The sequence below is a fragment of the Nocardia sp. IBHARD005 genome (assembly GCF_052814245.1).
Window position 1 is genome coordinate 2433123 of record NZ_CP199935.1, and the last position, 20587, is coordinate 2453709.

The 20587-nt window shown below is 67.1% G+C and carries 27 protein-coding genes; 13 read left to right on the forward strand and 14 right to left on the reverse strand.

Going from position 1 to position 20587, the window contains the following annotated elements; genetic code table 11:
* Window positions 1-23: 23 nt before the first annotated feature.
* Genes rpsR through rpmB form a run of 4 tightly spaced genes read right to left on the reverse strand, consistent with a single transcriptional unit; the run spans window position 24 to window position 1075 of the window.
* Window positions 24-281: a 30S ribosomal protein S18 gene (gene rpsR / locus ACTWPB_RS11335; RefSeq protein WP_378913384.1), complete on the reverse strand. Its 258-nt coding sequence runs from the start codon at window positions 279-281 to the stop codon at window positions 24-26.
* Between the two features lie 36 nt (window positions 282-317).
* Entirely contained in the window at window positions 318-623 is a 306-nt protein-coding gene (gene rpsN / locus ACTWPB_RS11340; protein WP_446225614.1) for a 30S ribosomal protein S14, read from the reverse strand.
* Window positions 623-793 carry a 50S ribosomal protein L33 gene (rpmG, locus tag ACTWPB_RS11345; protein ID WP_056813994.1) on the reverse strand — a complete coding sequence of 57 codons (171 nt, stop codon included), beginning with the start codon at window positions 791-793 and terminating at the stop codon, window positions 623-625. Before rpmG ends, rpsN begins: the two co-directional genes overlap by 1 nt.
* Window positions 794-802: 9 nt before the next feature.
* Window positions 803-1075, reverse strand: coding sequence for a 50S ribosomal protein L28 (gene rpmB / locus ACTWPB_RS11350; protein ID WP_446225615.1), 273 nt, complete (start codon window positions 1073-1075; stop codon window positions 803-805).
* A 103-nt stretch (window positions 1076-1178) separates the two neighbouring features.
* On the opposite strand from rpmB, the gene mrf reads away from it, so the two are divergent.
* The 3 genes from mrf to rpmF are packed head-to-tail and all read left to right on the forward strand — an operon-like array spanning window position 1179 to window position 2923.
* On the forward strand, window positions 1179-2483 hold the full coding sequence (gene mrf, locus ACTWPB_RS11355; protein WP_446225616.1) for a ribosome hibernation factor-recruiting GTPase MRF: 1305 nt from the start codon (window positions 1179-1181) through the stop codon (window positions 2481-2483).
* Window positions 2480-2746, forward strand: coding sequence for a type B 50S ribosomal protein L31 (locus tag ACTWPB_RS11360; RefSeq protein WP_446225617.1), 267 nt, complete (start codon window positions 2480-2482; stop codon window positions 2744-2746). The genes mrf and ACTWPB_RS11360 overlap by 4 nt, the downstream gene beginning before the upstream one ends.
* Before the next feature lie 3 nt (window positions 2747-2749).
* Window positions 2750-2923, forward strand: coding sequence for a 50S ribosomal protein L32 (gene rpmF / locus ACTWPB_RS11365; RefSeq protein WP_446225618.1), 174 nt, complete (start codon window positions 2750-2752; stop codon window positions 2921-2923).
* 186 nt (window positions 2924-3109) lie between these two features.
* Here the strand turns inward: rpmF and ACTWPB_RS11370 are convergent, their stop codons facing one another.
* The 6 genes from ACTWPB_RS11370 to ACTWPB_RS11395 form a co-directional block, all read right to left on the reverse strand.
* Window positions 3110-3334 carry a hypothetical protein gene (locus tag ACTWPB_RS11370; RefSeq protein WP_446225619.1) on the reverse strand — a complete coding sequence of 75 codons (225 nt, stop codon included), beginning with the start codon at window positions 3332-3334 and terminating at the stop codon, window positions 3110-3112.
* A gap of 503 nt (window positions 3335-3837) precedes the next feature.
* A complete protein-coding gene (locus tag ACTWPB_RS11375; protein WP_446225620.1) occupies window positions 3838-4614 on the reverse strand; it encodes an MHYT domain-containing protein in 777 nt (258 codons plus the stop codon).
* The gene (locus ACTWPB_RS11380; RefSeq protein WP_446226305.1) at window positions 4607-5206 is read right to left on the reverse strand and encodes a GTP-binding protein; all 600 of its coding nucleotides are present in this window, start codon (window positions 5204-5206) and stop codon (window positions 4607-4609) included. The genes ACTWPB_RS11375 and ACTWPB_RS11380 overlap by 8 nt, the downstream gene beginning before the upstream one ends.
* Before the next feature lie 4 nt (window positions 5207-5210).
* Window positions 5211-5582 (reverse strand): DUF742 domain-containing protein, encoded by a 372-nt coding sequence (locus ACTWPB_RS11385; RefSeq protein ID WP_446225621.1) that lies wholly within the window; start codon window positions 5580-5582, stop codon window positions 5211-5213.
* A gap of 6 nt (window positions 5583-5588) precedes the next feature.
* Window positions 5589-5993 carry a roadblock/LC7 domain-containing protein gene (locus tag ACTWPB_RS11390; RefSeq protein ID WP_019049250.1) on the reverse strand — a complete coding sequence of 135 codons (405 nt, stop codon included), beginning with the start codon at window positions 5991-5993 and terminating at the stop codon, window positions 5589-5591.
* Window positions 5990-8782 carry an ATP-binding protein gene (locus ACTWPB_RS11395; RefSeq protein ID WP_446225622.1) on the reverse strand — a complete coding sequence of 931 codons (2793 nt, stop codon included), beginning with the start codon at window positions 8780-8782 and terminating at the stop codon, window positions 5990-5992. The genes ACTWPB_RS11390 and ACTWPB_RS11395 overlap by 4 nt, the downstream gene beginning before the upstream one ends.
* Window positions 8783-9073: 291 nt before the next feature.
* Here ACTWPB_RS11395 and ACTWPB_RS11400 point away from each other — a divergent pair, with 291 nt between their 5' ends.
* The 9 genes from ACTWPB_RS11400 to ACTWPB_RS11440 all read left to right on the forward strand — a co-directional run bounded on the left by ACTWPB_RS11400 (window position 9074) and on the right by ACTWPB_RS11440 (window position 17086).
* On the forward strand, window positions 9074-9760 hold the full coding sequence (locus ACTWPB_RS11400) for a response regulator transcription factor (protein WP_446225623.1): 687 nt from the start codon (window positions 9074-9076) through the stop codon (window positions 9758-9760).
* Window positions 9761-9769: 9 nt separating this feature from the next.
* Window positions 9770-11224 (forward strand): sensor histidine kinase, encoded by a 1455-nt coding sequence (locus ACTWPB_RS11405; RefSeq protein WP_446225624.1) that lies wholly within the window; start codon window positions 9770-9772, stop codon window positions 11222-11224.
* A gap of 93 nt (window positions 11225-11317) precedes the next feature.
* Window positions 11318-12661, forward strand: coding sequence for a S1C family serine protease (locus ACTWPB_RS11410; RefSeq protein WP_446225625.1), 1344 nt, complete (start codon window positions 11318-11320; stop codon window positions 12659-12661).
* Window positions 12661-13203 (forward strand): MogA/MoaB family molybdenum cofactor biosynthesis protein, encoded by a 543-nt coding sequence (locus ACTWPB_RS11415; protein ID WP_378913396.1) that lies wholly within the window; start codon window positions 12661-12663, stop codon window positions 13201-13203. Before ACTWPB_RS11410 ends, ACTWPB_RS11415 begins: the two co-directional genes overlap by 1 nt.
* Window positions 13200-13421 (forward strand): hypothetical protein, encoded by a 222-nt coding sequence (locus ACTWPB_RS11420; protein ID WP_446225626.1) that lies wholly within the window; start codon window positions 13200-13202, stop codon window positions 13419-13421. Before ACTWPB_RS11415 ends, ACTWPB_RS11420 begins: the two co-directional genes overlap by 4 nt.
* 524 nt (window positions 13422-13945) lie before the next feature.
* Window positions 13946-14626: an MspA family porin gene (locus ACTWPB_RS11425; protein ID WP_446225627.1), complete on the forward strand. Its 681-nt coding sequence runs from the start codon at window positions 13946-13948 to the stop codon at window positions 14624-14626.
* Window positions 14627-14692: 66 nt separating this feature from the next.
* The gene (locus ACTWPB_RS11430) at window positions 14693-15349 is read left to right on the forward strand and encodes an MspA family porin (protein ID WP_446225628.1); all 657 of its coding nucleotides are present in this window, start codon (window positions 14693-14695) and stop codon (window positions 15347-15349) included.
* Window positions 15350-15692: 343 nt separating this feature from the next.
* A complete protein-coding gene (locus tag ACTWPB_RS11435; protein WP_446225629.1) occupies window positions 15693-16361 on the forward strand; it encodes an MspA family porin in 669 nt (222 codons plus the stop codon).
* A 62-nt stretch (window positions 16362-16423) separates the two neighbouring features.
* Window positions 16424-17086, forward strand: coding sequence for an MspA family porin (locus ACTWPB_RS11440; protein ID WP_446226306.1), 663 nt, complete (start codon window positions 16424-16426; stop codon window positions 17084-17086).
* A gap of 79 nt (window positions 17087-17165) precedes the next feature.
* On the opposite strand, the gene mscL is transcribed toward ACTWPB_RS11440, so the two are convergent.
* From mscL to ACTWPB_RS11460, 4 genes are all read right to left on the reverse strand, one after another.
* Complete coding sequence (gene mscL / locus ACTWPB_RS11445) at window positions 17166-17612, reverse strand: large conductance mechanosensitive channel protein MscL (protein WP_446225630.1); 447 nt, start codon at window positions 17610-17612, stop codon at window positions 17166-17168.
* A 147-nt stretch (window positions 17613-17759) separates the two neighbouring features.
* On the reverse strand, window positions 17760-18428 hold the full coding sequence (locus tag ACTWPB_RS11450; protein WP_446225631.1) for an SAF domain-containing protein: 669 nt from the start codon (window positions 18426-18428) through the stop codon (window positions 17760-17762).
* Between the two features lie 90 nt (window positions 18429-18518).
* On the reverse strand, window positions 18519-18824 hold the full coding sequence (locus tag ACTWPB_RS11455; RefSeq protein ID WP_446225632.1) for an FmdB family zinc ribbon protein: 306 nt from the start codon (window positions 18822-18824) through the stop codon (window positions 18519-18521).
* A gap of 71 nt (window positions 18825-18895) precedes the next feature.
* Complete coding sequence (locus ACTWPB_RS11460) at window positions 18896-19495, reverse strand: 5-formyltetrahydrofolate cyclo-ligase (RefSeq protein ID WP_446226307.1); 600 nt, start codon at window positions 19493-19495, stop codon at window positions 18896-18898.
* A 154-nt stretch (window positions 19496-19649) separates the two neighbouring features.
* Between ACTWPB_RS11460 and ACTWPB_RS11465 the strand changes: the two genes are divergently transcribed.
* Window positions 19650-20576, forward strand: a complete 927-nt coding sequence (locus ACTWPB_RS11465) for a UTP--glucose-1-phosphate uridylyltransferase (RefSeq protein WP_446225633.1) — start codon at window positions 19650-19652, stop codon at window positions 20574-20576.
* Window positions 20577-20587 lie beyond the last annotated feature (11 nt).

The following is a 20587-nucleotide window of genomic DNA, read 5'->3' on the forward strand; positions in this document are numbered from 1 at the left end:
CGGGGCCACTTTCGCGTTCACGGCTACTTGGTGGTGGTGAACGGCAGCAGCGCCATCTCGCGCGCGTTCTTCACCGCGACGGCGACCTGACGTTGCTGTTGCGGCGTCAGGCCGGTGACGCGGCGGCTGCGGATCTTGCCGCGATCGGAGATGAAGGTGCGCAGCAGGTTGACGTCTTTGTAGTCGACGTACTCGATGCCCGCGGTGATCAGCGGATTCTTCTTCGGCTTACGGCCCTGGTCGGCACGTGCCTTCTTCGACGGTGCTCGCTTCACTGCCATGGGATATTCCTTCTCACGAATCAGTTTGGGGAGTCTCTACCAGCTCGATTTGTGGACCCCGGGAAGCTCGCCCCGGTGGGCCATCTCGCGCACACGAACACGGGAGAGGCCGAACTTGCGGAGATAGCCGCGTGGGCGGCCGTCAGCAGCGTCCCGATTGCGCAATCGTACCGGACTGGCATTGCGGGGCTGGTTGCGCAGTTCGGCCTGTGCGGCGGCGCGCTCGATGTCGCCGGTGCTCGGCTTGCGGATGATCTCCTTGAGCTCGGCACGCCTGGCCGCGAACCGTTCGACGATCTCGCGGCGCTGCTCGTTGCGGGCGATCTTGGATTTCTTCGCCATCAGCGCTCCTCTCGGAAGTCGACGTGGCGGCGCACGACGGGGTCGTATTTGCGCAGGACCAGCCGGTCGGGGTCGTTGCGGCGGTTCTTGCGGGTGACGTAGGTGAAGCCGGTGTCGGCGGTGGACTTCAGCTTGACGATCGGCCGGATATCGGTCGATTTCGAGGCCATGTTCAGCTCCTAGATCTTGTCGCCACGAGCACGGCTGTGCCCATTGGACCGCTTCGCTTCGCTCAGTCGGATCCGGGCCACCACAGCCTCGATCCCGTCGCGGTCGATGGTCTTGATGCCTTTGGTGGAGACCGTCAGCGTGATGCGGCGGCCCTCGCTGGGCAGGTAGTAGGTCTTGTGCTGGATGTTGGGGTTCCAGCGTCGGTTGGTGCGCCGGTGTGAATGCGAGACGGCTTTTCCGAAGCCGGGCTTGCGACCGGTGACCTGGCAGTGGGCCGACATGCGACCTCCTTCCATGGTTATGACAACCATTTTCGACAACGATAATTCCGCACTGTACAGTCACGCTGAAGTAAATGAAAATCATTGTCGAAAGGGGTATCGGGTGCTTGACCAGTCAGACCGGAGAACGCCCGTGGTGCTGCTGGCCGGCTTCTCGGGACCCGCCATGGGCGGTGTCGAACACATCGCGCAGACGTTGAGTGCGGACGCGGGCACCATGGTGGTGCATCACGACCTCGCCGAACTGCGTGAAGGTGTGGTGCGCCGCACGGTGCGTACCGCGGGCAAGGTGAGCACCACGGTGCTCGAGCTCGCGCACGGCTGTGTGTCGTGCACGCTGCGCGCCGACCTGCTGCCGATGCTGTGCACGCTCGCCACCCGGGCCCATATCGATCGCATCGTGCTCGCTCTGGATCCCGGCATCGAGGCCGAGGCGCTGTGTCACGCGATCGAGAATGTCGTGGTGACCGGGGTCGCCGATCGCGTCGATGGGCCCGCGGGGCGTTCTGTACGGATCGAGGCCGTGCTGACCTGCCTCGACGGGCAGCAGTGGCTGGCCGACGCCACCGGCGACGAGGTGCTGGCCGATCGGGGACTGGCCTCGGCCGACGACGAGCGCACGGTCGCGCAGGTGGCTGTCGGTCAGGTCGACTTCGCCGACGCGCTGGTCGTCCTGGCCGCCGGGGCCGACGCGTTCGATCGCGAACGTCTCGGGGCGGTCCTGGACCGGCTGGCACCCGCGGCCCCGATCGCCTGGCTCGACGAATTGCGGGGCTTCGACGCGATCGAGGTCGGCGCCTTGCTGACCCGGGTGCCCGCCGATTCGCGCCGTGGCCGGATCTTCGACGCGCACGCGCCCTTGCTGCGCGGGCAGCCGCCGCTGAGCACCGACTGCGGTGTCTCGATCGTCGAATTCGCCGCGCGCAGGCCGTTTCATCCCGAGCGGTTACATGAGGCGCTCGATGTCCTGCTCGACGGCGTGGTCACCGCCCGCGGCCGGATCTGGCTGGCGACCCAGCCCGATCACGTGGTGTGGCTCGAGTCGGCGGGCGGCGGGCTGCGGGTCGGTGGTGCCGGTCGCTGGCTGGCCGCGATGAGCGCGCAGGAGCGCGCCGCCGTCGACCCCGATCGACAGGTGATGGCCGCGCTGGGCTGGGACGAGCGATTCGGCGATCGCGAGGTGTCGCTGGTGATCCTGGCCCACGACGCGGACGCCGCCGAGATCCGGCATGCCCTGCACTGGGCGCTGGTAGAGGACGACGAACTGCTGCTCGTCGAGCGGGCACCGGAACGAGTCGCGTTGTGGGAGGACCCCTTCGGCGACTGGCACGAAGATCCCTGCGCCGATCCCACCGAGGCAACTGCTTCGGCGAGCGAGCGCACCAATCCGAGAGGAGAAACGGCATGAAAGCGGGCATCCATCCCGATTACCACCCCGTCGTGTTCGAGGACGCGAGTACTGGGAAACAGTTCCTGACCAGGTCGACCGCGACCAGCGACCGGACGATCGCCTGGGCCGACGGGAATACCTATCCGCTCATGGTGGTCGACGTGACCTCCGATTCGCACCCGTTCTGGACGGGCACCGCCCGCAACCTCGACACCCAGGGCCGGGTCGAGAAGTTCGAGCGCAAGTACGGAAAGCGCTCGCGCGCGGGCGAGGAGGGCTGAATCATGGCGGTTCCCAAGCGCAGAATGTCGCGCTCCAACACGCGAAGCAGGCGCTCGCAGTGGAAAGCGGAAGTGCCACAGCTGGTCCCGGTGACGGTGGGCGGTGTCGAGTACCGAGTGCCCCGCCGCATAGTCAACGCCGTACGCAAGGGCATGATCGACGCGGCCAGGCTCTGAAAAAGCTACGACGACGGCCTGCCGGGAACTCCCTGACAGGCCGTCGTCGTATTCGGCTCTACCGTCCTGGGTTTGCGGCCCGCCTCGGATCCGAGGGGCGAGACGTAACGGCGAAGCCGCAGTATCGCCCCTCGGATTCGAGGCAACCGGGGGCCGCAAACCCCGCGGCGCCAGCCGCCAAAAAATTCAGCCTTCGCGCTCGGTCAGTGCGACCAGGGTCGCGGCGAGCTGGAAGAACTTGTTGTTGCCCAGGTCGGCGATGGTCTTGATCTTCAAGGCCTCGAGCAGCTGCTTGTCGTGCGCCTCGGTGAGACCGGCGAGCGCCGACGGGGGAGCGGCGAGAATTTCCGCGAGCGTCTTGTTCTCGAATTCTTTGTCGAGGACTTTGTCGAGCACCACATTGACGGCCATGCGAACTCCTTCGAACGAACCTCGGATGTGCTGGGCGAGACGAATGCGCCCCGCAACGACCATAACTCGGTGGGCGCACCACATGGTGGGCTTGAACGCGTCGGCGGGTCGCTCTGTGCGGCCCTATGTCCAGGGGTCTTACTCCAGCACTGTTGTGCCTGTTCAGGGCCTCGAGGGAGGGGGCGGGGCAACTGTCCCGTTAACGGTGTGATGCATGCCACTTGGTGCGTACGGATCGAAGGGCTTGCGGAAGGTTTGCTGGCGGTCAAATTACCAACTCGTGGTTTGTTTTTCGCCACAAGAAAATTCCCCGACCACTGATGCGGACTCCCTCACAGGTATGTACTCTCGTGCGGGAGGGCGGGTTCCCCGAGTCAGGGGAACCCGCTCATCGCCACTTCAGAGGCGGTTTTCGCGGTAGTTCGCCGCAGGTCGCGAGAGCTTCGATCAGCGGGGCGGAAGACCGGAAAGATTCCGACAAACCGGGCGTTAGCTGGTTGCCTTCAGCGAGCCGGAACGGGCTGGCGTACCGGGACCGCGGCATCTCGCCGGTCCGGCGCCACCAGCACCGCGGTGATCGGCACCGTGAGACCGAGCGCACCGATCACGAACATCGGGAACACCAGGTCGAACAGCAGCATCCCGGTCGGTGTCCGGATACCCGGATCGATCGAGAACTTCAGCGCGGCGACAGCCGTGTAGTACACCGCGCCGACGCCGAGCGCGAACAGCACCGACACCAGCACCCGCACCGGCATCCGCCGGACCGCCTGCGACACCCACAGGGTCGCGGTGCACAGCGCCATCGACACCAGCACCGACACCCCGATGAGGCCGAGCGACTCGTCGACGGTGCCCTGCACGGCGAGCGCGTCCAGGGTCAGAAAGGTCGACAGTCCGACGCTCAAACCCATCGTCAGCCCGCCGATGATCAGCCGCGGCACCTGCGTGGTCCGGCCACTGATCAGCAATCCGGCCAGCACGCCGACCACGGCGATGGCCAGTGCCGCCGCGCCGAGCGCGACGTTGTACCGCATGACGCTGTCGTTCACCCGCATCGCGAGCAGCGCGACCGAATTCGCCAGCCACAGCCCGACACCACCGAGCGAGACCGCGGCCATCGTCAGCCAGATCAGCCGGAACCGGATCGAATACCGCGCGTGCCGGATACAGGCGAACGCCACCAGCGCCCCGAGCGCTGACAGATCCAACGCGAGCCAGGCGATACCGGTGCCGTGCGCGAACGTTTCGGCACCGGTCGCGGCGAGCACATCAAGCACGCCTGCCCGCTCCTTCGAATTGCTGCGGCTCGAGCTGGGCGATGGCGTATTCGGTCACCGCCGCCAATGCCTGACGGACCTCGACGGCGTTGCGCGCGTCGATATCGACGATCGGGATTCCCTCGCGCACCGAGAGTGCCTCGCGCAGTTCGGCGATGGGGAAGCGGGGAGCGTTGGGGAAGCGGTTCACCGCGATCAGGAACGGCAGCCCGCGCGCCTCGAAGAAGTCGACGGCGGCGAAACTGTCTTCCAGCCTGCGGGTATCGATCAGCACCACCGCGCCGATGGCGCCACGGATCAGGTCGTCCCACATGAACCAGAAACGCTTCTGGCCCGGGGTGCCGAACAGGTAGAGCACCAGGTTGCCGGGCAGCACGATGCGCCCGAAGTCCATGGCTACGGTGGTGGTTTCCTTTTCCGGCGTCTCGGCGAGGTCGTCGATGCCGTCGGAGAAATGGGTCACCATCGCCTCGGTGCGCAGCGGCACGATCTCCGACACCGCACCGACGAAAGTCGTTTTACCGGCGCCGAACCCACCGGCTACCACGATCTTGGTCGATGCGACTCGTTGTTCTGGTACCGGCGGGCGCATGCCATCAGAGGCCACGGAGTCCACGCAAAGTCCTCTCCATCAGTGATCGGCGTTCGTCGTAGCTCGCCTGCTCGGTCAGCGTCGAATGCACTCGAAGAATCCCGCCCACAACGAGATCGCCGATCATCACCCGGACCATACCCAGTGGGCGACCAAGGTATGCAGCAATCTCGGCGACAGAGAGCCGATGTGTGGCAAGACGCACGATTTCGATCCGCAAATCGCCTGCGGACCAGTCGTTGTGGGCTGTATAAGAGACCGTTTCGACGACCGCCTCCAAGGGCAGCGCTATCGCGGGCTCGGTGCGGCCGGAGGTCAGGGCATAGGGCCTGACCCGCGTCGTCGGCCGGTGATCGGATCCGTAGGGGCTCGACATCTCACCTCAGCCGGCGGAGCGGGCGGTGGCGGTGACCGCCGAGCCCACCCGGTCGACGAGCAACGCCATCTCGTAGCCGATACGGCCGATGTCGTGGCTCTTGTTGGCCAGAACCGCCAGGTGCGAACCGTTTCCGACGCTCATCACCAGCAGATAGCCCCGCTGCATCTCCACGATCGACTGCATCACCTTGCCGCCGTCGAACAGGTGCGCCGCACCCATCGACAGGCTGGCGAGACCGGCGGTGACCGCGGCCAATTGCTCGGCGCGGTCCGAGGGGAGATGCGGACTGGTCGCCTGGAGCAGTCCGTCGGCCGAGACGAGCACCGCGTGCGAAACGCCGGGTACGTCGCGGGTGAAGCGGGCGACCAACCAGTTCAGATTCTCGTCTGTGGGGTGCGCGTTGCTCATTCGAGGCCTCCGTCGTTGTACTGGATCTCGGCACGGCCGCTGCGGACGCCGCTGAGATGTCGGGTCAGGTTGTTGCGGATCTCCTCGGGGTCGCGAGCGCCCGCTTCCTCCGCCGGGGTGAGCCCACCGGGGACGAGCTGAGCGCCCGGCTTGCGGATCGGCAGCCCGCCGGTCGTTCGCGAGGATGTGGGTGGGTGGTCCGCCTCGGCGGCAGCCGACCAGCCCGCGTCGCCGGGGGCGCTCCACGACGCGCCGTTGCCGCTACCGGATTCGGCAGGGGCGGAGGCGGGTTCGACGAGCCACTCCGAGACCATCCGCTGATAGATCGGGGTCGGTGCCGGGCCGGAGACCGGCTGCAAGCGGGTGCTCGTCGTCGGCATCGGGTCGGCGTCGATGGGCCGCGGCTCCGGCTCCGGCTCCGCGGGTGCGGAGGGAGCGGCGAGCTCGGCCAGCGAGCTCGCGGGGATGCGCTGTGGCAGGCCGAAGGGTGAGTCGGGCGCCGGTGGATCGGTGGCTACCGGGAGATCGTCGGTGTCGTGCTCGTGCTCGGCCCACATGCCCGCCGGTGTCGCGTCGTCGTCGGGTTCGACGGCGACCGGTTCCGGTGGGGGCGGCGGTACCGCGGCCGGAACACGTTGTGGGAGGCCGGCATTGGTGAACGAGTTGGTCGGTGGGTTCGCACCGTTGGTCGGGACGGGCGGGTTCGGACCCGTCGACGCGAAGATCGCGGGCACGGGTAGCGGTGAAACCGGGAGGTCGAGGCCGGTGACGGCGTCCAGCGAAACCAAGGGCCGCGGTCCGGTCGGCATGATCGGATTCGGGCCGGTGATGTCGGCCGGAGTCAGCGCGTACGGGCCGATCCCGGCGGGCACCAGCGGATTCGGGCCGGTCGAGACCAGCGGATTCGGGCCGGTGGACGGGCCGGAGGGCACGGGCGGCGACGGCGCGACGAGCGCGCTGGGCAGATGCACGCTGGCAGTGATGCCGGGCTGCGGCGCCACACCGCTGGTACGGCGCAGGCTGACGGTGATGGTGTGGCGCTTGGCGAGCCTGCCCACCACGAAAAGACCCATGCGCCGGGCGGTTTCGATGGTGACCTCACCACCGGAGGCGAGCCGGTCGTTGGTCGTGCGCAGATCGTCGGCCGACATGCCGAGGCCGCGGTCGGTGATCTCGATCAGATAGCCGCTGTCGACCGCCCGGCCGACGATGACCGCCACCGACGTGCTCGGCGGGGAGTAGCGCAGCGCGTTGTCGATGAGCTCGGCGAGCAGGTGCTCGATATCGACCGCGGACTCACCGGCGACGACACCGTCGGGCACATTGCCGATCTCGACCCGCTGGTAGTCCTCCACCTGCGAGACCGCGCTCCACAGCATGTCCGACAGCGGCACCGGCGGCAGATGACCGCGGCGCAGCACGGTGCCCGCGAGCACGAGCAGGTTGTCGCCGTTGCGGCGCATGCGGGTGGCGAGGTGGTCGAGGCGGAACAGCGTCTGCAGGCGCGAGGGGTTGTCCTCGTCGTGCTCGAGTTCCTCGATGAGCGCGAGCTGCTGCTCCACCAGCGATTGGCTGCGCCGCGACAGCGTCTCGAACATGTTGCCGATCTGCAGGCGCAGGCGCGCCTGCTCGCCTGCCAGATTCAGGGCCTGCTCGTGGATCTCGTCGACGGCGCGGGCCAGCTGACCGATCTCGTCGGTGGAATGCACGCCCACCGGCGTGATCTCCGGTGTCGCGCCGCCGCTGCGGACCACGGCCAGCTCGTCGGGCAGCTTCACGTGCGCGACCTCGAGCGCGTCGCGGCGCAGCCTGCGCACCGGCACCACCAGGGTGCGGGCCACGGCCAGCGCGAGCGCGAGGCCCGCCAGCAGCATGCCGAGCACCAGGGTGGTCTCACGCAGGGCGCCGGTCTGGGCGGTCGCGGTGTTGCTGTCGAGGGTGTGGTCGATTTCGTCGAGCAGCGCGGAGATCGTGGAGGCGTAGGTGTCGGCGCTCACCTGCAGCGTGTTGAGCACCGCCGCGTTGGTGGTCGGGTCGCCGTTGTTCTGGCTGAACACACTGATCCGGGTCTGCACCGCGTCGAGCAGCGCCGCCTGGCTGCCCGCGTGCTCGGGCAGGATGATCGCGTAGGTCTTGATCATGTTCGCTTCGGAGCCGAGCTCGACGAGCATCTTCGCCCGCGCGCTCTGGCTGCGACCCGACTCGGGCGAGACGACCAGCGTGCGTTCGCGGGTGAGCACCCGGCGGCCCTGGTGCAGCGCGGTCAGCTGGAGGAAGTGGCGCTGCGTGGCGAAGTCCTCGACCTGGGGGGTCTTGGACAGCGCGTTGCCGATCCGTTCGCCGATCTCGTCGGTCTGCTCGCCGACCATCGCGGGGGAGCCGCCGCGCACGGTATTGCGCAGGGTGGCGCCGGTGGTGGTGGCCGCGGTGAGTTCACTGGCGACGCCGGGGTCGATGCGGGCCGTGCGCAGCGCGCTCTGCACCTCGGCGAGCGCCTGGTCGTAGGTGGTGAGCGCGGCGTCGGTCTGCGGGTCGGCGATCGCACCCCAGTTGGCGGTCGCCGCGACGGCGAGTTCCTCGGTCGCGGTGGCGAATTTGACGACGGGACGGATGAGGGTGGCCTGTTCGGTGGCCGCGCCGAGTTGCGTCATCGTCTGTAGTTCGTTGTTGATCCGCAGCACGGCGAAGGTGGTCGCGAGCATCACCGGCAGCACCAGCACCACACCGACCTTGCGCGTTACCGACCAGTTCGACAGGCTGAATTGCCAGGAGCGCGATGCAGGTTCCATCCGCGTGCGTTGCCTCTGCTTCCACGTGTGACCCCGGCCCGCGCGGGGAGGTCGCGGAGCGATGCGAGCGCAGAACCAACTGGAGGTCTTCTTTTACCGCAGGAAAGATACCGTGCCGAGTGGGCATCGGCAATCCGGGCCATGCGGTCTGTAATTCGCCGAATATGCGCTGACACAACGACGATTCGTTCGGGTTTGTCAAGACCTACAACGCACGTCGCCGCGAACACGACGTTCGGCGCGCCGAGCCCTCTCAGTACGTTCTCAGTCGGTCACGGCAAACTACAGCACATGCGCATTCTGGTAGTCGACGACGATCGCGCGGTGCGGGAATCACTGCGCCGGTCACTGAGCTTCAACGGCTACACCGTCGACCTGGCTGTCGACGGTCTCGACGCACTGGAAAAAGTGACCGCGGCCAGGCCGGATGCCCTGGTACTCGACGTCATGATGCCACGCCTGGACGGCCTGGAAGTGTGCCGGAGGCTGCGCAGTACGGGCGACGATCTGCCGATTCTCGTTTTGACCGCGCGCGATTCGGTGTCCGAACGCGTGGCCGGGCTCGACGCGGGTGCCGACGATTATTTGCCGAAACCTTTCGCGTTGGAGGAATTGCTGGCGCGTTTACGCGCGTTGCTGCGTCGCCGAACGCCGGATCCCGGTGAAACGTCGGAGGCGATGGTGTTCGCTGACTTGTCGCTGGATCCGGTCACGCGCGAGGTTTCGCGCGGCGAACGCGCGATCAGTCTCACGCGCACAGAGTTCTCGTTGCTCGAGATGTTGATGGCCAATCCGCGCCGCGTGCTCACTCGCGGCCGAATCCTCGAAGAGGTCTGGGGTTACGACTTTCCGACCTCCGGCAACGCGCTCGAGGTCTATATCGGCTATTTGCGCCGCAAGACCGAGGCCGATGGCGAGGAGCGACTGATCCATACCGTGCGTGGCGTCGGCTACGTGCTGCGCGAGACCCCTCCCTAGGCGGGCGGCATGGCACACAAGGAACCCGCGGTCGCCGTTCTCGGCAGGCCGATGGACACGAGCGAGATGCGTCCGCCGACCCTGCTGACCCGCTCGGTATCGCTGCGCTGGCGGGTGACACTGCTGGCGGCGTCGTTGGTGCTGATCGCGGTCGCGGTGACCTCGATCGCCGCCTACGCGATGGTGGCGCGCGCGCTGTACGCCGATGTCGACGCCCAGCTGGAGGCCCGCGCGGCGACAATGATCAACAACAATTTCGAGACCGCCGGTTTCCAGTCGATCGTGCTGGCCGGGTTGTTCTCCAACGACGTCGGCGTCGCGCTGATCTATGCCGGTCACAAGCCGTATATGCCGCCCCAGCAGACGATTCCGCCGGTCGGCGCCCAAGAGCTCGCGGTGGCCGACGGCAAGATCGGCTCGTCGGTGCGCACCGTCGGTGACCAGCGGGTACTCGCCGCGCGCACGAACAGCGGCGCGACGTTGATCATCTCGCAGAAGCTCTACCGCACCCGCGAGGTGCTCGATCAGCTCGCGTGGCTGCTGTTCGTGGTCGGCGCGTGTGGTGTGGTGCTGGCCGCCGCGGCCGGAACCGCGGTCGGCCGCACCGGCCTGCGCCCGATCGCCCGGCTCACCGCCGCGACCGAGCGCGTCGCCCGCACCGACGACCTGACGCCGATCCCGGTGACCGGCGACGACGAATTGGCCAGGCTCACCGAGAGTTTCAACACCATGCTGCGGGCGCTGACCGAATCACGCGACCGCCAGCGCAGGCTCGTCGCCGACGCGGGCCACGAACTGCGGACCCCGCTCACCTCGCTGCGCACCAATATGGAGCTGCTCATCGCCTCGGGCAGGCCGGGCGCCCCCCGGCTACCGGACGAGGACATGGCCGAATTGCGCGCCGATGTGGTCGCCCAGATCGGTGAGCTGTCGACCCTGGTCGGCGACCTGGTCGATCTGGCCCGTGAGGACGCCCCCGAAACCGTCTACGAGCGGGTGGATCTCGGCGAGGTGGCCGAGCGTGCGCTCGAGCGTGCCAGGCGCAGGCGAGTGGGGATTACCTTTGTGGCCGATCTGGCGCCGTGGTTCGTCTACGGGCACGAGGCGGGCCTGGAACGGGCCGTCCTCAACGTCCTCGACAACGCGGCCAAGTGGAGTCCGCCCGACGCGGTCGTGCGGATCACCATGCGCCCGGCCGGTCCCGGACTGCTCGAACTGGCCGTCGGCGACGCGGGCCCTGGAATCCCCACCGGCGAACGCGAACTGGTCTTCGAACGCTTCTACCGCACGACCGCCTCGCGTTCGATGCCCGGTTCCGGGCTAGGACTGGCCATCGTCAAGCAGGTGGTGACCAAACACGGCGGCACGATCGCGGTGGACACCTCCGATCGGGGCGGCGCGCTGGTGCGCATCGTGTTGCCGGGGGAGGCGCCGACCGTTCTCGACGAGTCAGCGGCCGAGTGATCGCCGCCAGTCTCGGCGAACTGATAGTCCGATCTCAGGCGCCTCTCAGTAGCCGTCAGGAAGCTGGTCTGCAAGCGTGAGGAGACAGACACCATGACCGACGATCCCCAGCAGCACCCTGCTGACCGGCTGGCCGAGTCCGGCGGGCGACCTGCGCCCTTCAGGGGCGCGACATCGTTCGGCGACCAGTATCGGCAGGGCGGCCCGACGTCGTTCGGTGGTCAGTATGGGCAGGGTGGCCCGACGTCGTTCGGCGACCAGCATCCGCAGGGTGGTCCGGTGCCGCACGGTGCTGCGCCGCAGGCATTCGGTCCGGCGCCTGCACCGCGGCGAAAGCCGTTGCGGCTCGGCCTGATCGCCGGTGCGACGGCATTGGCACTGGTCAGTGGTGGTGTCGGTGGCGTTGTCGGCGTCCTCGCCACCGACTCCGATTCCGGGCCGGTGACCAACGCGCTCGAGGCTCCGAAGCCCGCGGTGAACAATGTCGCCAACGCGCCCGCCGGGTCTACTCAGGCGGTGGCGCAGCGGGTATTGCCCAGTGTCGTGATGATCAAGGTCGCCGGTAGCCGGGCATCCGGTGAGGGCTCCGGGGTGGTGCTGTCCACCGACGGGCTGATCCTCACCAACAATCACGTCGCCGCGGGTGCGGGTGCCTCGGCGAAGATGGAAGTGGTGTTCAGCGACGGCAGCACCGCGCCCGCCACGATGATCGGCGCGGATCCGGTCTCCGACCTGGCTGTCATCAAAGTCAGTGGCAAGACCGGCCTCACGCCGATCGAGTTGGGTACCTCCGATGGGCTGGCGGTGGGCCAGCCGGTGATCGCGATCGGTTCGCCGCTCGGTCTGGCGGGCACGGTCACCACCGGCATCGTCTCCGCCCTCAATCGCCCGGTCTCGACCAGCGGCGAGGGAACGCCGAGCCAGGTGAACCCGGTGATCGACGCGATCCAGACCGACGCGGCGATCAACCCGGGCAATTCCGGCGGCGCACTGGTCGACGGGCAGGGCAAGCTGATCGGCATCAACACCGCCATCGCCAGCCTCGGCGGCGAGACGGCGGGCGGCACCCAGAGCGGTTCGATCGGCCTCGGCTTCGCGATCCCGGTGGATCAGGCGCGCCGGGTCGCCGACCAGCTGATCAAGACCGGCCAGGCCACCTACGCCCAGATCGGCATCAAACTGCGCCCGCAGGACACCGCCGCGCGCGTACTCGAGGCCACCCCCGACGGCCCTGCCGCCAAGGCGGGCATCCCCGCGGGCGCCGTCATCACCCGCCTCGACGACCGTCCCATCGACTCGGGCGACGCGCTGATCGCCGCCGTCCGCTCACACCAGCCAGGAGACAAGGTGAAGGTGACTTACACCGACGAACAGGGCGGCAACTCCAAGACCGTCGAGGTCACGCTCACCGCGGCGGCGGCGGAAGGCGGCCGATGATGCGTTCGAACGCAAACCTGTCGTGTGTAGGCGCTACGGTGATGACCATGGACATCGATGCTCCCGTGGCAGGGCGCGCACTGGTTGTTGTCGTCGACGATCGGACGGCTCATGGCGGCGTGGATTCTTTCGGCCCGCTCGTCACCGAACTGCTCAACGAGGCCGGGTTCCTCGTCGACGCCTCGGTGACGGTGCAGGCCGAGGAGGTCGAGATCCGCAATGCTCTCAATACCGCGGTGATCGGCGGTGTCGACCTGGTGATCTCGGTCGGCGGCACCGGCATGTCGCCGCGCGATATCACCCCCGAGGCCACCACCCAGGTGCTCGACCGTGAACTGCCCGGCATCACCGAGGCGCTGCGCGCGTCGGGCCGGGTGGCGGGCTCGCTCGACGCCGGTCTGTCGCGCGGCGTCGCGGGCATCTCCGGCAGCACCCTGGTGGTGAACCTGCCGGGTACCCGCGCGTCGATCCGCGACGGCATGGCCACCCTCGGCCCGCTGGCCAGCAAGGTGATCGGCGAACTGTCCGGTCTGGACGAATGACATCGGATTCCCACGATGCGGTTCCCGGCTCCGATGATCAGGGCCGGGAGCCTACGTCGGCGGACGAGCTCCGGCGCAGGGCAGCCGAGGCGGCGCGGCTGGCGAGGATCTTCGGCGATGTGCTGCCGGAGACCACCGGTGACGAGCGCGGCGAGGGCTCGCGCGGCTCCGGCACGGACGAATGGTTACGATCCCAGGTTCCACCGCACCACGGGTGATCGCCCCGTTATCTACGTAGCCGCTACGTAATAGGCGGCCTTCGAAAAGTCGTTTTCGGCGCGAAGGCGAACTGCGGACAAATACTCGAGACCACGCGAAAGCGTGGTCTTTTGTCGTTTGGTGACCCAGATCGTTACCAGTTGCCCGGTTCTGTCAAGACCTCATGACAGGAGCCTTCGCGACTGCATTAATGCACGTCAAGGCATGTGGCGATGTGCGAATGTGTGCCGTGCTTCACAGTGAAATTTACGAACTCTGTCATTGCTGTATCCATAGAACGGCGTTTAATGTTCGCCATTGAGCCACCAACTATCGGTCCCCGCAGTACTCCCACTTCTGTGCGTTGAACCACCCGGTGGAGCCCTGGCTCGGGTTCGCCACACCGGCCCCCGCCGTATCGCCAAAATAACAGTTAGTTACGTAACGGCAACAAAGGGGCGACACACTGATCTGGGCCCTGTGAGGTCCATTTGTCCGGCTTCGAAAGTCGAGGTCGGCTGTTAGACACCTGATGAGGGGAAGTATGAGCGAGAACCGCACCACCGGTGTGCGCCGTGGCGCCCGTGCCGCGGGCGTCGGCGCTGCCGCGGCCGCCGTGGCCTTGGGCCTGCTGTCGACCGGTGCCGCCAACGCCGATACCTTCGTGCCGTTGCCGGACGGTCAGAAGGTCAGTCCTGCAGGCGTGACCATCACCCGCACCCACGAGTCGGCCCTGATCTCGCCGTCGCTGTCCGCCAACGGCGCGGGTCGCGTCGTCTGGGTCTCCGGCACCGCGATCGCCGATGTCACCGAAACCCCCGAGGGCGAGGTAGGCCCGTGGAATGGCCCGACCGGTCGTCCCGGTTCCAACAACTCCTCCACCCACGGCACGTCCCAGCTGAACACCGGCTACATCGTCGGCTGCCAGGTGAGCATCGCCGATGACGCAGTTTCCGCTGGTGTTTCCGGTGGTGTCAGCACCGACGGTGCCAGCGTCGGCGGCGCCATCGGTCTGAACCTCGGCCCCGGCGAGGTCAAGTTCGTGCAGATCAGCTCGAAGGACATCCTGAAGGCCGGTACGTACGCGATCGATTACCAGGACGCGGAAATCGAGATCCAGGGCTGCGCCGGCTACGCGCAGGCCCGGGCCTACACCGTGGTCGAGATCATCGGCGACCACTACTCGAAGACCACCCTGTACGGCATGCCGTTCAGCATCGGCTGACGTCTTTCGAATCGGTACGAATCTTCTTCTCGCTACGGCGAACTCACTCCTCGAGGGACAAATCCTATGATCAACCGTAAGTTCATGGCGAAGGTGGCGGGCGTCAGCGCTGCGGCCACCGTGGCCGTCGGCCTGTTCTCCACGGGCGCGGCCAATGCCGATACCTTTGTTCCGCTGCCGGGCGGCCACATCACCAAGACGCTGTCCGACGGCACCGTGGTCGACATCGCGCTGGTCGGCGAGTCGGCCAACATCAACCCGTCGCTGGGTTCCACCCCGGTCCACCGCAACGCGTGGGTCTCGGGCAGCGCCCAGGTCACCGTCTCCGACGGCGGCTCCGGCAAGATCTTCCCGGGCTACACCGTGGGCTGCCAGGTCAATATCGCCGGTGGCGGTGTGTCGGGCGCCGGCGAGGTCGGTACCGACTACGAAGCGCCGACCGGCGGCGTCAGTACCGGCGGTGAGCTCTCGCTCGGTCCCGGCCAGTCGAAGTCGTTCTACGTGCTCGACATCGAGAAGGCCGACGACTTCGGTTCGGAGTCGCACGGCAAGTCGAACAAGTTCAAGAACGGCGCTGGCTCGGTGACCTGGTCCGACGAGACCATCGGCCTCACCGGTTGCGGCGGCTACGCGCAGGCGCGTGCCTTCGTCTCCGTCGAGGTCGAGACCGACAACGTCATCTCCTGGGTGACCCTGTGGGGCGCTCCGTTCAGCCTCGGCTGATCTGTTCGCATCCCGAACTGAAACGGGCCGGTCGCTCTTGCGACCGGCCCGTTTTGTTGTCGTTCGACGTTGTAGCACTGGACATTGCGAGCCCGTCTCACTATGTTGAACCCGAATCGACCGCCCCGGCAGTCGAAGTCATCTTGCGTTTTCGTTCGCCGATCGGCTGAGAGTCGCGCCGATCCGGTGACAACCAGCTTCTCGATCCACCTCCCGGCAGGGCGCGTCTGTCCTGTTGCCAGCGGTGCCTGTCCCTTGTGACACACCCCAGCTGGGTCCGGGCGCAACACAGATATCGACCTCGATGGTCGAGGTCGGATTTGCGTACACCTCGAGGGGAAGAATGAGCGAGAACCGCACCAACCGCGGGCGTCGCGGCGCGTGGAGCGCAGGCGCCGCAGTGGCCGTGATGATCGGCCTGTTGTCGGCCGGTGCTGCCAACGCGGACACCTTTGTACCGTTGCCGGACGGCCAGAAGCGGGGCCCCGGCGTCACTGTGAGCCGTACCGGCGAGCATGCCGTCATCTCCCCGTCGCTGGCCGCCAATGGTGCTGGTCGCGTCGTGTGGGTATCGGGCAATGCCCGTGCCGATGTACAGGTCACGCCGGAGGGTGAGGTCGGGCCGAACAACGGACCGGCGAACCGTCGCGGCTCCAACAATTCTTCGACGCATGGTGCGTCGCAGCTGAATACGGGTTACATCGTCGGCTGCCAGGTGAGCATCGGTGATGACGCGATCGCTGCCGGGTTGTCCGGCGGAGTGTCGAACCTCGGCCCGTCGGCCGGTGGTGCGATCGGTGTTCATCTCGGCCCCGGTCAGGTCTCCTTCGTGCAGATCGATGCCAAGGACATTCTGAAGCCCGGCGTCTATTCGGTGGAGTACCAGGACGCGGAGATCGAGATTCAGGGTTGCGCGGGCCACGCCCAGGCTCGGTCCTACTCGGTGGTCGAGATCGTCGGCGACCATTACTCCAAGACCACGCTGTACGGAGCACCGTTCAGCATCGGCTGACCGCACGGCCGAAACGAAACTCTTTCTCGTTCACACGAATTCACCCTCGAGGGGTCACTGTGATGATCAACCGTAAGAGCATGGCGCGCGTAGCCGGTGTCACGGCGGCGGCGACCGTGGCATTGGGTCTGTTGTCCACGGGTGCGGCTAACGCCGACACCTTCGTTCCGCTGCCGGGCGGCCACATCACCAAGACGCTGTCAGACGGCACTGTCGTCGACATCAGCCTGGTCGGCGAGTCCGCCAATATCAATCCGTCCATGGGGTCCACCCCGGCGCATCGCAACGCGTGGGTTTCCGGCAGTGCGCAGGTGTCGGTCTCCGGCGGTGGCAGTGGCAAGATCTTCCCCGGATACACCGTGGGTTGCCAGGTCAATATCGCCGGTGGCGATGCGTTCGGTGATGCGGGTTCGGAGAGCGATTGGGCAGGCACCGCGCAGAAGGTCGGGGTCGGCACCGGCGGCGAGCTCACCGTCGGCCCCGGCCAGTCGAAGTCCTTCTACGTCCTCGATCTCGAAACGGCCGATGACTACGGCAATGAATCACACAAGGCCCGCAACGCATTCAAGGGCGGGTCGGGTTCGGTGACCTGGGCTGACGAGACCATCGGCCTGTCCGGCTGCGGCGGCTACGCCCAGGCCCGTTCCTTCGTGGGCGTCGAGGTGGAAACCGACAACGTCATCAGCTGGGTGACCCTCTGGGGCGCGCCCTTCAGTCTCGGCTGATCAAATAAGACTGTCGGACAACAAGATCGGGGCCCGCCCCTGGCGGGCGGACCCCGATCTCTGTGTCGCGGAGAGCGATTCAGTATGTCCGTTCGCCGTCGCCGTCCGGCTGCGGTTGGGCCACGGAGCTGTGCTTGCCGTCCGAGCGGCTGCGCTGCTCGGCCAGCAGGTCGCGAATCTGGATGAGCAGTTCGTTTTCGGTGAGGCTTTCGTCGGCGTTGGAGAATCGCTTGTTCATCCTGATCGCGGGCACTACCAGGATGAAGTAGAGGATCGCCGCCACCAGCAGGAAGTTGATCGCCGCGGTGATGATCGGCCCGACCTCGATGAAAGTGGCCGGTTTGTCCGCGATGAGCTGGAAACCGAGCCCCATCTCGTTCGATCCGCCGAACACCGCGAGCAGCGGATTGATGATCCCGCTGGTGAACGCGGTGACGATCGCGACGAACGCCGTGCCGATGACGACGGCGACCGCCAGATCGACGACGTTGCCACGGAGCAGGAAGTCCCTGAAACCTTTGAGCATGCCGATGCCTCCTTCGTGCAGGAGCCGGCCGGGGCGCTTGGCTCCATATCGAATGTGCGAAACGGTGGTGCTTGGTTCCTGACTGATGCTAATCAGGGTTTCGGCAAATTTCTCGCGAACTTCGACGTGGGCGACCAGCGAACCCGGTCAATGCAGGACAACAGTCAGTGCTGTTCGCAACGACGCACCGGCGACTGCGGTGGCGTATTCGGTACCCAGCGCGACCAGGACCACCCGTTCCGCCCCGCGTCGATCGCCCGTCGCGGTGACGAGAACAACCGCGGCATCGGTGGCCAACGTGCGCGCGGGCCTGGTCGCCCCGGGAGCGCCCGCGTCCTCGACCCCGACCACATCGACACGATCGCCCGCCCGCAACACATCGGCCACCGCGGCATCGGCCAATCGGATCGGCACGATCCGCGCGTCGGCACTGCCCGCGGCGGCCGCGGCCAGCCGTGGGCCGACGACACGCAGATCGGTGAAGGTTTCCCCGGCGTACATGGCGCCGGTCAATGTGGCGCCGAGCAGCGGAGCGGTCTGGCTGACGGAACCTGTTGGCAGCGAACGGGATTCGTGTTGATCGACACGCAGGTCGTCGGCGGTGAGCAGTCGGCCCGGCGCGAGATCGCGGGCAGCGACCACCACCGCGACCCTGGCACCGCCGGGATCACCACGCACGAACAACACGACGGCGGCCACGGCCAGTGCCGCGGCGACGATGCGCCGGGCCAGCAGGGCATCGGCCCAGGCAGGACGGTTACCGAGGGCGAAACGCCAGGAACTGCCACGTCCCAGATCGGCGAGACTGCGAGTCATGAGCGAAAGCGTAGAACCGTGGCTGTGCGGAGAAGCCGTCGAAAACCCCGCCTGTGGATAACCGCGGGGCTGTGGATAACTGTCGAAAAGTCAGCTGGCGGCGGCCGGAGTAGAGCTGGTGCTCGCAGTCGACGTCGAATTTCCGTTGCCGCTGGATCCGTTGCTGGTGCTGCCGCTCTCGGACGAGGTCTTCGCCGGTTCGCTCGCGGTGGACGCGCCACCACGGCTGTCGGTGCGGTAGAAACCGCTGCCCTTGAACACGATGCCGACCGAGTTGAACAGCTTGCGCAGCTTCCCGGCGCACTGCGGGCATTCCGTCAGCGTGTCGTCGGAGAAGGACTGAACGATGTCGAAGCGGTTGTCACACTGGGTGCACGCATACGAATAAGTTGGCACAGGATCCTCCGCAAGTCTCTCGTCGATCTAGCACTCTACCGCCGACACTGCCAACGTCGCGAATCGCCGTTTCATTCCGGCGAAACGGGGAGGTCGCGGCCCAGCTGTTCCAGTCCGCCACCCGGAGTGAGTGCCCAACCCATTCGCCGATCGTGCGGTTCCTCGGGAAGCCGGTCGACCAGTTCATTATCCCGTACAACGGCGATGAGGCGCACGTCCGCGCGTGCCGCGCCGAGCGTCCGGTCGTAGTACCCGGCGCCGCGCCCGAGCCGCACCCCGCGCCGATCCACCGCGAGGGCCGGAACCAGGATCGTCACGGCTTCGGCCACCACGGCGGGTGGCAGCGTCTCGGTGGCCGGCTCGAGCAGGCCGTAGCGCGCCTTGCGCAGCGAATCCGCGCCCTCGTACCGCGCCCAGCTCAGCGGACCCGGCTCGCCGGTCACCGGCAGCAACACCGTGGCGCCGCGTGCGCGCAGCACGTCGACCATGCGTAGATCGCCGGGCTCGCCGCGGACCGGAACGTAGGCGCACACGACGTCATCGGCCCCGGCCAGGCGGGCCGCGGAGGCTGCGAGCGCGGCCGCGTCGACGGCGTGTTCGGCGGAGTCCACCTGTGCGCGAGTGGCCAGGATCTCGCCGCGCCACGCATATTTGGTGCGCTCACCGGGCATCTCCACAGCGACCACCATAGTCTGCACAGGCGCGCGGCGATCCGATGTCCTGTGCGCACGGCCGGAGCGAAGGCGGAGGTACGCCTAAGCTCTTGCCGACGCCGGATCGTCGCGTGGAGGCGATCGGACGGCACTGAATGGATAGGGTATGCGCATGACAGACAAGACTTCCGGGTTCCGCACTGCGGTGGTACCCGCGGCCGGACTCGGAACGCGGTTTCTGCCTGCCACCAAGACGGTGCCCAAGGAGTTGCTGCCGGTGGTCGACACCCCCGGCATCGAGCTGGTCGCCGCCGAGGCCGCCGATTCCGGTGCCGACCGGCTGGTGATCGTCACCTCGCCCGGCAAGGACGGCGTGGTCGCTCACTTCGTCGAGGACCTCGTGCTGGAGAGCACCCTGGCCGAGCGCGGGAAGTTCGCGCTGCTGGAGAAGGTTCGCAAGGCCCCGGCCCTGCTCGATGTGACCTCGGTCGTGCAGGAGGAGCCCCTCGGTCTCGGCCACGCCGTCGCCCAGGCCGAATCCGTCCTCGACGACGACGAACTGGCCATCGCTGTCCTGCTGCCCGACGATCTGGTGCTGCCCTGTGGCGTGCTCGACACGATGAGCCGGGTCCGCCGCGAGCGTGGCGGCTCCGTGCTGTGCGCGATCGACGTACCGAAATCCCAGGTCAGTGCCTATGGCGTCTTCGACGTCGAGGAATGCGCCGACGGCGCCGAGACCGACGTGCTGCGCGTGAAGGGCATGGTCGAGAAGCCAGAACTCGCCGACGCGCCGTCGACCCTGGCCGCCGCCGGTCGCTATCTGCTCGACCGGGTGATCTTCGACGCACTACGCCGGATCGAGCCGGGCGCGGGTGGAGAACTGCAGCTCACCGACGCCATCGCCCTGCTGATCGCCGAGGGGCATCCGGTCCACGTGGTGGTCCACCGTGGGTCGCGCCACGACTTGGGCAACCCGGGCGGTTATCTTCGAGCTGCTGTGGATTTCGCCCTCGAGCGGGAGGAATACGGCCCGCAACTGCGCGAGTGGCTGAAGTTCCGGCTCAGTCCGGAGTGGGATCCACAGTCGCCCGTCGCGTAACCGCGGCCAGG